Annotated in this window: 15 protein-coding genes and 2 tRNA genes; 10 read left to right on the forward strand and 7 right to left on the reverse strand. The window is 69.3% G+C overall.

Annotated elements, in window-relative coordinates; translation table 11 throughout:
• Window positions 1-100 precede the first annotated feature (100 nt).
• Together cysK and epsC are read left to right on the forward strand one after the other, a co-directional pair.
• Window positions 101-1,030 (forward strand): cysteine synthase A, encoded by a 930-nt coding sequence (gene cysK, locus DFJ65_RS03980; RefSeq protein WP_115921913.1) that lies wholly within the window; start codon window positions 101-103, stop codon window positions 1,028-1,030.
• Window positions 1,031-1,135: 105 nt separating this feature from the next.
• Window positions 1,136-1,756, forward strand: coding sequence for a serine O-acetyltransferase EpsC (gene epsC / locus DFJ65_RS03985; RefSeq protein ID WP_115921914.1), 621 nt, complete (start codon window positions 1,136-1,138; stop codon window positions 1,754-1,756).
• A gap of 85 nt (window positions 1,757-1,841) precedes the next feature.
• Here the strand turns inward: epsC and DFJ65_RS03990 are convergent, their stop codons facing one another.
• Together DFJ65_RS03990 and DFJ65_RS03995 are read right to left on the reverse strand one after the other, a co-directional pair.
• Entirely contained in the window at window positions 1,842-2,117 is a 276-nt protein-coding gene (locus tag DFJ65_RS03990; RefSeq protein ID WP_170143984.1) for an HU family DNA-binding protein, read from the reverse strand.
• Window positions 2,118-2,333: 216 nt separating this feature from the next.
• Window positions 2,334-2,771 (reverse strand): YtxH domain-containing protein, encoded by a 438-nt coding sequence (locus DFJ65_RS03995; RefSeq protein WP_115921916.1) that lies wholly within the window; start codon window positions 2,769-2,771, stop codon window positions 2,334-2,336.
• A 115-nt stretch (window positions 2,772-2,886) separates the two neighbouring features.
• Here DFJ65_RS03995 and DFJ65_RS18235 point away from each other — a divergent pair, with 115 nt between their 5' ends.
• The 5 genes from DFJ65_RS18235 (at window position 2,887) to DFJ65_RS04015 (ending at window position 6,552) form a co-directional block, all read left to right on the forward strand.
• Entirely contained in the window at window positions 2,887-3,018 is a 132-nt protein-coding gene (locus tag DFJ65_RS18235) for a hypothetical protein (RefSeq protein ID WP_281269853.1), read from the forward strand.
• Between the two features lie 70 nt (window positions 3,019-3,088).
• A tRNA-Ser gene (locus DFJ65_RS04000) sits at window positions 3,089-3,175 on the forward strand.
• A 29-nt stretch (window positions 3,176-3,204) separates the two neighbouring features.
• A complete protein-coding gene (locus DFJ65_RS04005) occupies window positions 3,205-4,050 on the forward strand; it encodes a 3-hydroxyacyl-CoA dehydrogenase family protein (protein WP_115921917.1) in 846 nt (281 codons plus the stop codon).
• Between the two features lie 176 nt (window positions 4,051-4,226).
• Window positions 4,227-5,219 (forward strand): cation diffusion facilitator family transporter, encoded by a 993-nt coding sequence (locus DFJ65_RS04010; protein WP_245949983.1) that lies wholly within the window; start codon window positions 4,227-4,229, stop codon window positions 5,217-5,219.
• Between the two features lie 49 nt (window positions 5,220-5,268).
• Window positions 5,269-6,552 carry a GNAT family N-acetyltransferase gene (locus DFJ65_RS04015; RefSeq protein ID WP_115921919.1) on the forward strand — a complete coding sequence of 428 codons (1,284 nt, stop codon included), beginning with the start codon at window positions 5,269-5,271 and terminating at the stop codon, window positions 6,550-6,552.
• A 71-nt stretch (window positions 6,553-6,623) separates the two neighbouring features.
• On the opposite strand, the gene DFJ65_RS04020 is transcribed toward DFJ65_RS04015, so the two are convergent.
• On the reverse strand, window positions 6,624-7,922 hold the full coding sequence (locus tag DFJ65_RS04020) for a PRC-barrel domain-containing protein (RefSeq protein WP_170143985.1): 1,299 nt from the start codon (window positions 7,920-7,922) through the stop codon (window positions 6,624-6,626).
• Between the two features lie 199 nt (window positions 7,923-8,121).
• Between DFJ65_RS04020 and DFJ65_RS04025 the strand changes: the two genes are divergently transcribed.
• Together DFJ65_RS04025 and cspE are read left to right on the forward strand one after the other, a co-directional pair.
• Window positions 8,122-8,484 (forward strand): hypothetical protein, encoded by a 363-nt coding sequence (locus DFJ65_RS04025; RefSeq protein WP_115921921.1) that lies wholly within the window; start codon window positions 8,122-8,124, stop codon window positions 8,482-8,484.
• A 310-nt stretch (window positions 8,485-8,794) separates the two neighbouring features.
• Window positions 8,795-8,998, forward strand: a complete 204-nt coding sequence (gene cspE / locus DFJ65_RS04030; RefSeq protein WP_115921922.1) for a transcription antiterminator/RNA stability regulator CspE — start codon at window positions 8,795-8,797, stop codon at window positions 8,996-8,998.
• 141 nt (window positions 8,999-9,139) lie between these two features.
• Here the strand turns inward: cspE and DFJ65_RS04035 are convergent, their stop codons facing one another.
• Both DFJ65_RS04035 and DFJ65_RS04040 read right to left on the reverse strand, forming a co-directional pair.
• Window positions 9,140-11,050 carry a penicillin-binding transpeptidase domain-containing protein gene (locus DFJ65_RS04035; protein ID WP_115921923.1) on the reverse strand — a complete coding sequence of 637 codons (1,911 nt, stop codon included), beginning with the start codon at window positions 11,048-11,050 and terminating at the stop codon, window positions 9,140-9,142.
• Between the two features lie 54 nt (window positions 11,051-11,104).
• The gene (locus DFJ65_RS04040; RefSeq protein WP_115921924.1) at window positions 11,105-12,685 is read right to left on the reverse strand and encodes an LCP family protein; all 1,581 of its coding nucleotides are present in this window, start codon (window positions 12,683-12,685) and stop codon (window positions 11,105-11,107) included.
• A gap of 220 nt (window positions 12,686-12,905) precedes the next feature.
• On the opposite strand from DFJ65_RS04040, the gene DFJ65_RS04045 reads away from it, so the two are divergent.
• A tRNA-Ser gene (locus DFJ65_RS04045) sits at window positions 12,906-12,995 on the forward strand.
• Window positions 12,996-13,062: 67 nt separating this feature from the next.
• Here the strand turns inward: DFJ65_RS04045 and DFJ65_RS04050 are convergent.
• Together DFJ65_RS04050 and DFJ65_RS04055 are read right to left on the reverse strand one after the other, a co-directional pair.
• Window positions 13,063-13,506, reverse strand: a complete 444-nt coding sequence (locus DFJ65_RS04050; RefSeq protein ID WP_115921925.1) for a GtrA family protein — start codon at window positions 13,504-13,506, stop codon at window positions 13,063-13,065.
• 112 nt (window positions 13,507-13,618) lie between these two features.
• Window positions 13,619-15,178, reverse strand: coding sequence for a sensor histidine kinase (locus tag DFJ65_RS04055; RefSeq protein ID WP_115921926.1), 1,560 nt, complete (start codon window positions 15,176-15,178; stop codon window positions 13,619-13,621).
• Window positions 15,179-15,184: the final 6 nt, after the last annotated feature.

Here is a 15,184-nt window from a genome sequence, read left to right on the forward strand (position 1 = left end):
GGACGTATAACCTGAGGTTGGAATATTCATAACGCTGCTGGCGTTATGGCTCGAGACATGCCCGGAGCCCGCGGGGGCTCCCCGAACGAAGGCGAGAAGCGTGCCCATCCTGAACGACGTCACCGAAGCCATCGGTAACACTCCGCTGGTCAAGATCAACCGCATCATCGACGAGCCGGAGGTGACGGTCGCCGCGAAGCTGGAGTACGGCAACCCGGGCGCCTCGGTGAAGGACCGCATCGGTGCCGCGATCATCGAGGCCGCCGAGAAGTCGGATGAGCTCAAGCCGGGCGGCACCATCGTCGAGGCCACCTCGGGCAACACCGGCATCGCGCTGGCGATGGTCGGTGCCGCGAAGGGCTACAAGGTCGTGCTCGCCATGCCCGAGACCATGTCGGCCGAGCGCAAGGCGCTGCTCAAGGCCTTCGGCGCCGAGCTGGTGCTGACGCCGGGCGCAGAGGGCATGAAGGGTGCGGTCAACCGCGCCAACGAGATCGCCGAAGAGCGCGGCGGCGTGCTCGCCCGGCAGTTCGCCAACGAGGCCAACCCGGCCGTGCACCGTCGGACGACCGCCGAGGAGATCTGGCGCGACACCGACGGCAAGGTCGACATCCTCGTGTCTGGCATCGGCACCGGCGGCACCATCACCGGTGTCGGCCAGGTGCTCAAGGAGCGCAAGCCCGATGTGCAGATCATCGCCGTCGAGCCGGAGGAGTCGCCGATCCTGAACGGCGGCAACCCGGGCCCGCACAAGATCCAGGGCCTCGGCGCCAACTTCGTGCCCGAGATCCTCGACCGCGAGGTCTACGACGAGGTCATCGACATCAACGCCGCCACCTCGGTGGAGTGGGCTCGCAAGGCCGCCACCCAGGAAGGCCTGCTCGTCGGCATCTCCTCCGGTGCGGCGCTCGCCGCGGCCGCGCAGGTCGCCGCCCGCCCGGAGAACAAGGGCAAGACCATCGTCGTTGTCATCCCGAGCTTCGGCGAGCGTTACCTGTCCACGATCCTCTTCGAGGGCATCCTCGACTGATGACCTCGGCTGTGGCGCACGCGATCTCGGAATCGGCGGTGCGCCACGGCCGTTGTCGTCCCCGGTGGTGAACGCCACCGGCCGCAACTGCAAGGAGATGAAGCGATGGCGGTGTTGACCGGACCAGCCGGTGGCCGGCGCGAACGCGGGTCCGCCTTTCGGCGCGCGGTGCGGGAGGTGCGTGCCGACGTCGACGCGGCGATCGAGCGCGACCCGGCGGTCGACTCGCGGCTGGAGATGGTGCTCGCCTCGCCGGGCCTGCACGCCATCTGGACCCACCGCGTCTCCCACTCGATGTGGCAACGCGGCGGACGGTGGAAGCTGCCGGCGCGCTTGCTGTCGCAGGCTTCCCGTGCGATCACCGGCGTCGAGATCCACCCCGGCGCCCAGATCGGCAAGCGCTTCTTCATCGACCACGGCATGGGCGTCGTGATCGGCGAGACCTCCGAGATCGGCGACGACGTGATGCTCTACAACGGCGTCAACCTCGGCGGCCGCACGCTGGCCAAGGTGAAACGCCACCCGACCCTCGGCGACGGGGTGACCGTCGGTGCGGGCGCCCGCATTCTCGGCCCGGTCACCGTCGGTGCCGGCTCCGCGGTCGGCGCCAATGCTGTTGTCGTCAAGGACGTTCCGGCCGACTCGACCGCGGTGGGCGTGCCCGCCGTGGTGCGTCCGAACGCTCCGGCGCTCGACCCGTACGCCGACCCCGCGCTGTACATCTGACGCGTCTGCACATACGACGCGCTGCCCATACGACGAAGGCCCGCTCCATGAACGTGGAGCGGGCCTTCGTCGTACGCGGGAAGGGTCAGCCCTTCGCGGCGGCCTTCAGCTTCGAGCCGGCGGTGACCTTGGCAGCCTTCGACGCGGCGATCTGGATCTCCTCGCCGGTCTGCGGGTTGCGGCCGGTGCGGGCGGCGCGGTCGACAACCTCGATGGTGAGCAGGCCCGGCAGCTGGATCTTCTCGCCGCGGCCGACGGCCTCGAGGATGACGTCGTTGAGGCCACCGATGACGGCGTTGGCGTCCTTCACGCTCACGCCGGTCTTCTGGGCGATCGTGCTGGCGAGGTCAGTCTTGTTCATCGATATTCCTGTCTGTGTGAATCACGACGTGGCTCGGTGCCCCGTCGAAGTTCCGGCGCTGCCCGGTCACCCGTGCAGCCGGTGGCAAGTCCATCACATTTCCGCGGAAAACCGCGGATTTGTGCGGGTGTGCCCTCGCATCCACCGTAGGGGATCGGCAGGTGTGGTCAACCCGACGCGCTGGCACCGGAGGTCAAGTGTTTGTCAGGGGAGAGGTCAGTTGGCGTCGAAGCCGGGGTCGGTGGCCGACTCCGCGGAGTGCTTCGCGTCGACGTCGCCGACGTACTCCGGCGTGGCGGACGGTTGCTTCGTCGACCCGCTGTCGGTGTCGGCGTCGGGAGCGGTCGCGTCATCGGCGATCTCGCCCGAGACCGTCGGCCCCGACTTGGCGCTCTTCGCGGCTGAATACCCAGCAGCGACAGCGCTTTTCGCCGCCGTGCCGGCGCCCTTGATCGCGGCCTGGCCGGCCGCGGCGGCGACCTCGGGGCCACGCTCCTTGATCACCTGTGTCGCCTCGTCCACCTTTTCCTGGACGGCGGGGTGTGCCCAGGCCTTGCCGGCCTGCAGCTTGATCTGTTCGTACCGCTGTTCGCCGGCCCGTGCGCCGAGCACATACCCGGCCGCGAACCCGGCGAGGAAGGAAATCTTGCCCATCGGGGCTCCTTTCGTGTCTGTCCTCGACCCTACTTGCGCGGGTGCGCGGTGTGCTGGCTGCGGGGGTCGCGCATCCGTCGGGACTGGGAACGAACACCACTCGGGAGGACAACTCATGAACGAGAGCAAGCGGATCGACGCGTCGACCGATCAGGCATGGCAGGACGAGTTCGTGCTGGCCGTGCGGCTGAGCATGCGCGTCGACGGGCGGCTCATCGACCCCGTCGACGGCACCCCGATGCGCTGACCGGCGCGCCCGGTCTGCGGCGAGCGCTTAGGATGGGCCCGCTCCGGGCTCGACCCAGTCGCCCGGCGCTGGAGGGCTCGCATAGTGGCCTAGTGCGGCGGTCTTGAAAACCGCTATGGCGGCAACGTCATCGTGGGTTCGAATCCCACGCCCTCCGCCCACTGCTGTTCCAGCCGAAGGAGCATCATGACCAGCGTCCCCGAACACGTCGGTGTCTACGGCGGCGGACGGATGGGCGCCGGTATCGCTCACGCCTTTCTCGCGTGCGGTGCCACCGTGACCGTCGTGGAGGCCGACCAGGCGGCGGCCGACGCCGCCCGTGAGCGGGTGCATGGCACGCTCGCCAAGGCCGACCAGATCGGCAAGCTCGGGGCCGACCTCGCCGAGGTGCAGGCGCGCCTGGCTGTCGCGTCCGACGCATCGGCGTTCGCCGGGAGTGACCTGGTGGTCGAGGCGGTGCCCGAGATCCCCGACCTGAAGAAGAAGCTGCTGGCATCGGTGGCCCAGGTCGCGCCGGGCGCCGTGATCGCCACCAACACCTCGAGCCTGTCGGTCGACGACCTCGCGTCGTCCGTCGACGACCCGACCCGGTTCATCGGACTGCATTTCTTCAACCCGGTGCCGGCCTCTGAGCTCGTCGAGATCGTCGTCGGAGCACAGACCGCCGCCGACCTGGTGACGAAGGCCCAGGGATGGGTCGACGGCCTCGGCAAGACCGGCATCGTGGTGAAGGACTCGCCGGGCTTCGCGTCGTCGCGGCTCGGCGTCGCGATCGCACTCGAGGCGATGCGGATGGTGGAGGAGGGCGTCGCGTCGGCCGCGGACATCGACATCGCGATGCAGCTCGGTTACAAGCACCCGATGGGTCCGCTCAAGACCACCGACCTTGTGGGTCTCGACGTGCGCCTCGCCATCGCGGAGTACCTCGCTTCCACCCTCGGCTCGCGGTTCGAGCCGCCGCAGGTGCTGCGCGACAAGGTCGAGCGCGGCGAGCTCGGTCGCAAGACCGGCCAGGGGTTCTACACCTGGTAAATCTGCCTCGAAGCACAGGCAGCGGCGCGATCATGACCGGGTTTTCGAGTGGGCCAGCCGGGCAGCGGCAACGGTGTTTCGGTGAGATCCGCGCAGTTGCCGACCGCTGCCGACAAACTGCGGACGGGGCCACGGCAGGCCACGGACCAAGCTGCGGCCGGGTCTATGGTCAACACGTGACCGACAGCAACGAGCGCGCCGAGGAAGCATCCGGCGGCGACGAGAGTCTGCTCACCGTCATCATCGCGTTCAGCGCCAACCTGCTGATCGCGATCGCGAAGACGGTCGTCGCGTTCATCACCGCGTCGGCGTCGATGGTGGCCGAAGCCGCGCACTCCTGGGCCGACACCGGCAACGAGATCTTCCTGCTCATCGGCACCCGGCGGGCGGCCCGCGAACCCGACGCCGAGCACCCGCTGGGCTACGGCCGGCAGGGTTACATCTGGTCGATGTTCGCCGCGTTCGGGCTCTTCAGCGTCGGTTCGGCACTGTCGATCTGGCACGGAGTCTCCTCGCTCGGCGCGAGCGAGCAGGAGCAACCCGACTACCTGTGGGCCTACCTGGTGCTCATCGTGTCGTTCGTGCTCGAGGGCATCTCGTTCGTTCAGGCCTACCGGCAGACCCACGACAACGCGAGCAAACGGCGGATGCGTCCGCTGCGCTACATCCAGTTGACCTCCAACCCGATCCTGCGCGCGGTCTTCGCCGAAGACCTCTCGGCGCTCATCGGCGTGCTGCTGGCCGGCACCGGCATCGCGCTGCACCAACTCACCGGCAACCCGGTGTGGGACGCGATCGGCTCGATCCTCGTCGGTGTGCTGCTTGGCTGCGTCGCGGTGTTCCTCATCAGTCGCAACACCGACTTCCTCACCGGCGAGGCGGTCAGCCCCGGCATCCGCGACGCCGCGCTCGGTGAACTCATCGCCCACCCTGAGATCGAACGGATCAGCTACCTGCGGATGGAATGGCTGGGCGCCGGACGCATGTATCTCGTCGCCGCCGTCGACCTGGTCGGCGACACGGTCGAGTCCGACCTCGCCGGCCGACTCGCCCGGCTGTCGGACGAACTGGAGCAGCGGCCCGAGATCGTGCGCGCGGTGCTCACCCTCACCCGGCCGGGTGACCCGACCGACCTGCGTCCGGGCGCCGTTTCGTCGCGCGAGGTGTGACGCCCGAATTCGGTTGCCGCACAACGCGGGCTCTGCGAGCGTGAGTTGCATGACCGAAAACACCGGGATCACCGAGAAGATCACCGTGCGCCAGGTCGGCGCCGACGAGGCCGAGACCCTCCTGGCCGCCGACGAACTGATCTGGGCGGCAAGCGGATCCGAGCCCCTGGACGTGCGCCTGCAGGGTGTGCCCATCCGGGCCGGTTTCGTCGCCGAACGCGACGGCGAGATCGCCGGAATCTGCGGTTCGTGGGACCTCGACATCGCGGTGCCCGACGGCGGTTCGGGGGCGCGTTTGGTGCCCACCGAAGGACTCACCTGGGTGGGCGTGCACCCCGATCACCGGCGCCGCGGGGTGCTCACCGCGATGGTGCGTCACCACCTCGAATGGACTGCGGGACAAGGACGTTCGCTGGCCGCGTTGAAGGCGTCGGAGGCCGGCATATACGGGCGGTTCGGCTACGGGGTCGCCAGCACGGTGATCAGGGCGAGCTTCGGGCGGGGCACCCGTTTCGAGGCACCCGCTGCCGTCGGCGAACTCGCCGACGCGACGCGCACCACCTTCGAGACGGCCACGCCCGAGCAGACCGCTCGGCTGCGTGCGCTGGTGCAACGCTGCGCCACGGCCGGCCCGTCGGGTTCGGTGGTGCGCAGTGAGGACGACATCCGCCGGCACCTGACCGACGTGCCGGAGTATCGGGTCGGGCTCGAACCGCGGCGGGTGCTGTGGGCGACCCGCGACGGCGACGACGTCGGCTTCGCGGTGCTGCGCCGCACCCCGAAGTGGACCGACGGCTCACCGCACGGCGAGGTCGAGGTGTTCCACTTCGGCTCGACGGACGCCGGTGCACGGCTCGCGCTCGCGCGGCGCCTCGTCGACTTCGACCTGATGGGCTCGACGATCAACTGGGTGCCGCTCGACGACCCGTTGGTGTTGTGGTCGGCGTCGCCGCGGACGGTGACCGGCGGTCTCACCGATTCGCTCTGGATCCGCCTCGTCGACCTGCCCGCCGCCGTCGCGGACCGCGGTCACGCCGTGGACTGCGACCTGCGGGTGGAGGTGCGCGACGACGTCCTCGGTGCCAACCAAGGGGTGTGGCACTGGCAGTCCGTCGACGGTGCCGGGCGCCTCGAGCGGGTCGACGGTCAACCGGCCGAGCCCGCCGACCTCAGCCTGTCGATCAACGACCTCGGCGCCGTGTGGCTCGGCGGCCAGACCCTGGGCGCGCGGGCCGCGGCCGGGTTCGTGACCGAACACCGTCCGGGCGCGGTGGCGGCGCTCGACGCGGCGCTGCGGACGGCGGTGGGGCCGACCGCGGCCGCGGACTTCTGAGCACCCCCGACCAAGCGGACAGCCCCTGGCAGATGCCGGGGGCTGTCTGGCTGGGCGGGTGGTGCCTGGACTCAGTACTCGCTCGGACGGAAGCCGGCGTTGCCGGCGGCCTGCTCGTCCATGAACCACACGTCGGGCTCCCGCTCCCAGTCGCCCTCGGGGCCGACACGGAAGGTCTTGGTGTCTTCCCAGGCGCGCACCGGGTGGCCCATCGGCTGCACGCCCGGACCGATCGGCGCCGCCGAACCGATGGAGTAACCGCCGTCGGTCACCTCGTCGAACGCGCTGATCCGTCGTCCGCCGGAACCGCCGGAGAGCGCGTCGCCGGGGTACGGCGTCTCGTACGACCCGCGGGTGACAGCGGCCTGCGGGATGTCCTGCGTCCCCGTGGGCCGTCCTGCGGACTCGAGTTCGTCGTCGCGTTCGGGGTCGGTGGCGTGTGCCTCGGAGTGACTGCCGTATTCCTCGACGCTCTCGGGTCCGCCGCCGGTGCCATGCTCGTCGACGTCGGTCTCCTCGGGGCCGCCGCCGGTGCTCCAGGTGCCGTCGGCCGAGTCGCGGCTGCCCTGCGGGCCGAGGTCGTCGGCGCTGCCGGGAGCGTCCGGAGTCCAGGTGCCGTCGGTGCTCGAGTCGTCGACGGGCGAGTCCGTGGCGGGCGAGTCGGAGGTGTCGGAGGCATCGGTGGCAGCGTCGGTGCCGAAACCTGGGTCCTCGACCTCGGACACGTCACGGGAGGGCTCGACGGGGGAGTCGGACAGCGTCGAGTTGCCCGGGGTCACGAACTCGTCGGCCGCGGCCGCAGCGCCCGTTGCGCCGACGACACCGGCGGCTCCAGCCGCGGACGGCGTGCCGGGCGCGGACGGCGTGCCCGGTGCCTCCGGTGCGGACGGTGCTTCGGGGCCGCCCAGTCCGCCGGGCCCTTCGGGCCCGCCTGGCACCGTCGGCGCGGCGGGTGCCTCGGGTGCGGCCGGCCCGGAGAGCGCGGCCTCGCGCGGACCCTCGGCGGCCGGGCTGTCCACCTCGGCACCACCGCCCCACCCGTGCGCGCGGTAGTAGGCGTGCAGTTCGTTCTCCTCGCTCGGGGAGATGTGGTCGTCGGCCTCGACCTTCGGGGAGTCCTTGACGACGTCCTTGGCGAACGGCACCCGGATCTCGTCACCGTTGAGGTCGACACCGTCGAGCGGCACGAGCGCCTCGCGGGTGCGGAACAGCCCGGTGCGCACCGACGCCCACGACGGCCGGCCGCTGGTGTCGTGCACATAGATCTGTTCGACCGGGCCGATCTTGTCGCCGTCGTGGTCGAGAACCGTTGCACGACTGAGGCGCTCGAGTTCGGACGGGCTGATGCGGGATGCGTCGTCGTTGGTCACTTCGGTTCCTCGTTCCCTTGGTGAGGTGCGGGCGACCGGGCGGCCGCGCCGGCCGTGCTGGTCGATGCTCGCGTTCCGGTTCCGATCGTGGCACAGGACGGTGGTGTCAGCGGGGAAACGCCGATTGCCTCGGCTTGCGACCACGCATCGGCGCGGTACATTGCGACAATTGCACGAACGACACGAAGGAGTGATCCCCATGGACCGCGCACCGATCGGACGAACCCTCTCGCTCAACCCCGCGTTCGTCGAAACACTCTCGCCGCAGCAACTGGAGGGCTACGTGCGGGTGATGGCCGAGGCTTCGGCGAACCACCCGGGGCACGACGTCAAGGCGCTGTGCGAGGTCATCGAGCAGGGACTGCATCGGCTCGGCATCCGCATCGCGCCGGTCGAACTCGAACGGACGGCCGAGCAACTCGTCGGCCACGGACAGGCTCCGCTGACGATCTCGACCCACGACGGTGTCGTTCTGTTCGAACGTGTGGGGCAGAGTTCGGTGCCGCCGACGCCGCGCACACACGTCGACCCGGCCGACCCGGACCGTCCGACGATCAGCTGATCCGGCGATCTTTCAGGGTTCGCCAGTCGTTCACGTCGGGCTCCGCACGGGTTCGACACCGGTTAACCAGTCGGCCGAGTCGGCGCGGCACCGGCCTCGGACTTGACCAATTCTTGAAGGAGTGGCCTTTCTGTGGACACCGTTCCGAGGCCCTCTACCGTGCTACCGTCGTCCTTGTTGCAGTTGCAGTTCCTCGCAAGAAGAAGTGCCCGCCACGCGCGGGCATTTGTATGTGTGGGGTGGTTTCGGCAACACCATTCCCGCCGACCTGGTGGGTATGAAACCGCACAAAGATTGAGAGTTACCCCGCATGGCACAGGGAACCGTCAAGTGGTTCAACGCGGAAAAGGGCTTCGGCTTCATCGCGCAGGACAACGGTGGCCAGGACGTTTTCGTCCACTACTCGGCTATCCAGTCGCAGGGCTACCGCAGCCTTGAAGAGGCGCAGCGCGTCGAGTTCGAGATCACCCAGGGTGACAAGGGTCCGCAGGCGAGCAACGTCCAGCCGATCTGAGACACCTCAGCATGGTGATCGCAAGCAACATCTGAGACTTTCACCAGCGGAACTGCCCCGGCACATGCCGGGGCAGTTCTGTGTTTTCCGATGGTTTCCGACGATGCCGACGGCCGCCCGAGCGCGCCTCGACCGCAGACCTCAGCTGCGGGCGTACATCTCCAGGAAGCCCTTCGCCACCGGTGTCGCGACGCTGCCACCGGTCTGTCCGGTCGGCACGTCCGCCACCAGCACCGCGAACGCGATGTCGCCCTGCCAACCGACCAGCCAGGCGTGGGCCCCGTTCTTGCCACCCTCGGCGAACTCGGCGGTGCCGGTCTTGCCATACACATCGCCGCCGACGATTCCGTTGGCCAGGGTCGCGGTGCCGTCGGTGACGGTCTGCCGCATCATCTGTCGCAACGAGGTGAGCACCGAGGCGTCGAGCGGCTTCGGGGTGCGGTCGCCGGCCGGCGCGGGCGACGTGACCAGGGTCGGCGGCACGAAGCTGCCGCGCGCGACACTCGCCGCCACGGCGGCCATGGCCAGCGGTGAGACCTGGACGCGTCCCTGACCGATGGTCATCGCGGCCGTGTCGGTCGCGCCGTTCGAAGTGGGCACATTGCCGGTGTAGGCGCCGTCGACCCCGACCGCCTTCGACCAGTCGCCACCGATGCCGAACAGCGCGGCGGCCTGCTGCAGGTCGCCGGCCGCGAAGCCCTTGGTGGAGTTGACGAACGCGGTGTTGCACGAGTGCGCGAAGTCGTCCCGGAAGGTCGGGTCGCCCAGGCTCTCGCCCTCGAAGTTGCGGAAGCTCAGACCGTCGATCGAGGTCTGCTGCGGGCATGCCACCTTCGTGTCGGGGTTGAGCCCCTTCTTCAGCAGTTCGAAGCCGGAGACGATCTTGAAGGTGGAGCCCGGCGCGTAGCGACCGGTCACCGCGCGCTCGATGCCGTAGGCCGGCGCGTTCGCGGCCGCGAGCACCGACGACGTCTTCACGTCGATCGCGACGATCGCGCCCACCGATCCCTGCGGCAGGTTCGCGAGGGCCTTCTCGGCGGCGTCCTGCACCTTCGGGTCGAGCGTGGTCACCAGGTCGGAGCCGTTCTTGGCAGCCGCCCCGAAAAGCGCCGTCTGCGGCTCCGAACGCGCCGCGATCGTCATGCCCGCCTTCGGCAACATCACCGAGTCGTACTGCTGCTGCAGGCCCGAGGTGCCGGCGTACATCCCCGAGCGGTAGGTGTTCGGGTTCTTCTTGATCATGTCGGCCGTCACCGCCCCGACGTTGCCGAGCAGCGGTTGGCCGAAGGAGCGGTTGGTGGCCAGCGGTTGCTGGCGTTCGGCGATGACCGCGCCGTCGATCGAGCGCAGGGTGCTCGCCCGGGCCTCGAAGTCGTCCTTGCGGTAGGTGATCACCGGGATGGTCGCCTTGGAACCCGAGGCCTTGGCCGCCACCACCTTGGCGCTCAGTCCGCTCACGCTGGTCGCGCGCTCCATCCGCAGCGCCGATGCCGCGGTCGCCTTCGTCGGGTCGAGCGAGATGTCGTAGACGCTCTGGTTGGTCATCAACCCAGCACCGTCGCGGCCCTTGATCTCACCGCGCTGTCCGGCGTCCAGACGCACCACGAACGCGTCGTTCGTCTGCAGCTTCGGGTGCCACAGCGACCGTTTGCCGGCCACCACGCCCCACTTGCCGTTCGACCGCTCCAAAGCGATCGGGTCGGTCCAGGAGAAGGTCTGCCCGCCCGACACCTGCCAGGCGACGTCGATCGTGGCGGACGCGGCGTCGCCGTCCCGGGTCACCGACTTCACGCTGGTGCGGATGGTGCCGTTGCCCAGTTGCGCAGTGGTGGTGCGGAAGTCGGCCGCGGCGGCCTGCGGGTCGGTGCCGACGTAGGTCGCCTTGTCCAGGCTGCGGCTCGACCATGCGTCGGCGAAGGCGGCCGCCGCCAGCCGCGCGTCGTTGTCGAGACGCTGCTGTTCGGCGTGGTCGTTCCAGAGCATGTAGCCGCCGGCACCGGCCGCCACCAGCAGCCCGGCGGTGGTGGTGGCCAGGACGGTTCGTGCGCTCATCGCTTCCTCTTCAGCGGTCGGTGGTCGACAGTGTCAAGCAGTGCTCGTCAGTGCTCAGCAGTGCTCCGCGGTGTCGGTGACCGGCTCGACGCTGGTGGTGGTGCTCTGCGCCGGAGTGGTGGGCGTCGACGCCGTCGGTGCGCTCGACGACGCCGACGATGTGGACGCCGTGGCACCCGGCTTGGGCGCCTTCGGGTCGTGCGGCTTCTCGAGCGCCGACTTCACGATCGAACGGATCTTCGCGTAGTCGGGGTTCCAGTGCTTCACCGAGTCGGACACGTTCACCGTACGCAGGTTGCCGTTCTTCATGCGTTCGACGAGCTCGGCGAATGCGGGCAGGTCGTCCTGCTTGATGTCCATCCGGATGTTGTCGCCGGCTGCTTCCATGATGCCGGTGAACTTGGTGGCCATCTTGAACGGATCGGTCTGGGACACCAGCGCATTCACCATGCACCGCTGACGGCGCATGCGGTCGTCGTCGCTGCCGGCGACGCGGCTGCGCGAGTACCAGAGGGCGAGTCGACCGTCGAGCTTCTGATAGCCCGGTTTGATCATGCCGGTCACCCCGACGACCTGGCCGCTGGAGGTGACCTTGCCGCCGATCGGGATGCCCGGCTCGGGCACGTTCATGTAGACGCCGCCCATCGCGTCGACCAACTGCTGGAAGCCGGCCATGTCGATGACCGCGGTGTAGTCGATGGGGAGTCCGACGATCTCGCCGATCACCTCACGGGTGGTGTCGAGGCCGGGGCTCGCCTCGTCGGCCGGGAAGAGGTCCTTGTGGTTGACCTCGGCCTCCACCCAGACACCGTTCATCAGGCACTCCGCGCCGGCGCCCTTCTCGGGACAGTAGTAGCCGTTCGGGTAGACCGCGTGCAGCGGGTTGTCGGCCGGGAACGGCACCTTCTGCAGGTTGCGCGGGATGGAGATGAGGGTGGAGTCACCGGTCTTGGTGTCGATGCTGACGACCATCATCGAGTCGGTGCGCAGTTCGTACCGGTCGGCGCCGGCGTCGGAGCCGAGCAGCAGGACGTTGACGCGCGGCACGTCCTTCCAGGGGTCCGACCCGCTGCTGGGGCCGCGTGCGGCACCACCGCGGCCGTCGTAGCGGTTGGTGAAGATCTTGTCGAAGGCGCTGCGGGTGACCGTCACGTAACGCACCGCCTGTGCGGCGGGCAGCGCCACGACCAGCACCATGAGGGCGGTGAAGGCGCGGTGGGTCCATCGCATCCGCGGGGTCCACCGGCGTCCGGAGGTCTCTCGTGCGGTGATCAGGATGCCGGCGATCCATACGAGGGCGCCCAGCACGAAGATCACCAACAGTGCGATGAGTCCCCGCTTGGTGGCGAACTTGGCTGCCCCGGTGAGGATTCCGCCACTGAAGAGCATGAACGCCAGCACCAGCACGGTGGCCGCGGCCGCCAACGCCAGCGCGACACCCCACCAGCGACGGCGGGTGCGCAGCAGGCCGACGCCGGGCCAGATGGTCGACAGGCCGGTCAGGGTGAGGGCACGTCGCAGCTGTTCGGAGCGCATGCGGCGCACCTCGTGACGGCTGAGTTCGCGGCCGTCCCTGGTGGAAACAGCGGTCGAGCCGTCCTCCTCGGACACAGTGGGGTCCTCGTCGGTCGACATCAAATCCTTCTCGTCGTTCGTGCCGTCGCCTCGTGAGCGACGACGCGGGTGGCCCGTCACCGGGACGGTGTCCCATGGAGGACGACGTGCACGGTACTGGGAATGGTTCCCCACAAGCCCATTTTGCAGGTACTCCTCGATGCGGGGTAGCCTGTCCGGGCTTGCCTGTCCATGTTGCCTGCTCGTAGAGCAATCGGCAAAGTGGCCATCTGGCAGCGGAGGAGGCGTCGCCTAGTCAGGTCTATGGCGCCCGCCTGCTAAGCGGGAGCGGTCTTAAAGCCGCACGCGGGTTCAAATCCCGCCGCCTCCGCCGAATCGAAGGGCTCCCGTCATCGGGAGCCCTTCGTCGTTTCCGTTCTGTCCCAACGGTTTCGACCTCATGCCGCAAACCAGCGCCGCAGCAGCACGAAGCGGACGACGGTGGCGACGGCGTTGCCGACACCGACGGTGAGCGTCGCGACGAGCGTGCTCGCGCCGGGCGTGAGGTGGTGCAGGATCCACAGCGCCCCTGCAGTCGCCGTCCAGGTGACCGCCAGGAGCGCCAGGCTGCGCACCTGCACGGCGAGCGCATCCCGATGAGTCGGGCCGGTCGGGTCGCTGGCAGCGAAGGTGAAGCGGCGGTTCGCCGCGGTGTTCGCGACGGTGCACAGCACCAGCGCCACGAAGTTCGCGACCTGGTTGGGCATCACCGAGGCGAAGAGCGCGAAGAGCGCGAGGTTGGCGAGGGTGCTCACCACACCGACGGCGGCGAATCGCCCCAGTTGGCCGGGCAATTCGCCGCGTCGTCGTGTCGCGGGTTCGACTGCGGTCTGTGTGCTCATCGGTGCTCGCTGATCCCTGTGTCTCGTGCGTCTTCACGTTTCGGGAACAGAGCGTCGCAGTGGCCGGTGTGGCACGCAGATGCGCAACCGATGTGTGGGCTGTGAACGGGCCTCAGGAATGCAGCGCGGGCTCGGACGTCGTGTCGGTCGGGTGCTGCTCGGCGTCGTCGCCGCGCCCCTTCGGCAGCGCGATCGTGAACACCGTGTGTCCGGGCCGGGAGGCGACGGTCACCGTGCCGCCGTGCGAACCGACCACCGCGTCGACGATCGACAAGCCGAGACCGGTGGAGCCCTCGGTGCGGGTGCGGGCCTCGTCGCCGCGGGTGAACCGCTGGAAGATGTTCGGCACCAAGTCCGGTGCGATGCCCGGTCCGTCGTCGGTGACGGTGAGCTCGACGTGGTCGCCCAGGTCGCGCGCCCCGGCGGTCACCCGGGTGCCCTCCGGGGTGTGCCGACGGGCGTTGGCGAGCAGGTTGATGATCACCTGGCGCAACCGCGCTTCGTCGCCCTCGACCTCGACCGCGTCGGGCGGCAGGTCGAGCGACCAGACGTGGTCGGGGCCGGCCGCGTGGGCGTCGCTCACCTGCTCGATGAGCAGCATCGACAGGTCGACCGGTGCCCGGTCGAGCGGTCGACCGGAGTCGAGTCGGGCCAGCAACAGCAGGTCTTCGACCAAGGTGGTCATTCGGGTTGCCTCCGACTCGATGCGGCCGAGCGCGTGGGTGACCCCCTGGGGCACCGGCTCCTGCTCGCGTCGCGACAACTCGGCGTAACCACGGATGGAAGCCAGCGGGGTGCGCAGTTCGTGCGACGCGTCGGCCACGAACTGCCGCACCCGGGTCTCGCTCGCCTGACGCGCCGAGAGGGCCTGCCCCATGTGGTCGAGCAGGTTGTTGAGCGCGTGGCCCACCTGCCCGACCTCGGTGCGCGGATCGGTGTCGCGCTCGTCGACCCGGTCGGCGATATCGACCTCGCCGGTGGCCAGTTGCAGCTTCGACACCTTCGTCGCCGTGCCGGCCACCCGCCGCAGTGGCGCGAGGTTGCGGCGGATCAGAAACGCGCTCGCCATGCCGACGACGAGCACGCCCGCCCCCGACAGCAGCGCCACCGAGAGCGCGGTCTTGGTGACGTTCTCGCGCACCGGTTGCAACGGCAACCCGATGATGTCGACCACGTCGACCACGACCCGTCCGCCGGGTGAGGTGGAGCGGAACTGCGCCGTGTGGCGCACCGCGATCAGCCGGTAGTCGCCGGCGCCGGTCAGGTGCATGGTGCGCGGGTTCTGACCCAAGCCGGCGGCGGCCAACTGCGACACCTGGGCATCGGTGAGCTGGGTGCGGCCGCGTGGGGTGACGATCCACGCCGTCTTCTCGGTCTCGCCGGTGCGCATGTCGCTCAGCTCGGTGGGTGAGGAGGTGCCGGTGTAGATCTGCAGCTGCAGATTCGAACCGCCGGCGACACTGCCGGTCGGCCCGCCGGGCCCGTCGCCGTCGGAGCCGGCCAGCGCGCTGCGCGATGCGACCAACTGCTGGTCGATCTGCTCGGTGAGCGTGCGGTCGAGCTGCCACACGGTGAGTGCGCCGACAGCGGCGGTCACCAGGAAGAACAGCGCGAGGACGCTGGCCACCAACTTGGTGCGCAGCGTCCACGACCGTGGTTGAAGCAGGGTCATCGATGC

The sequence above is a fragment of the Calidifontibacter indicus genome, assembly GCF_003386865.1.
Classification (GTDB): Bacteria; Actinomycetota; Actinomycetes; order Actinomycetales; family Dermatophilaceae; genus Yimella; species Yimella indica.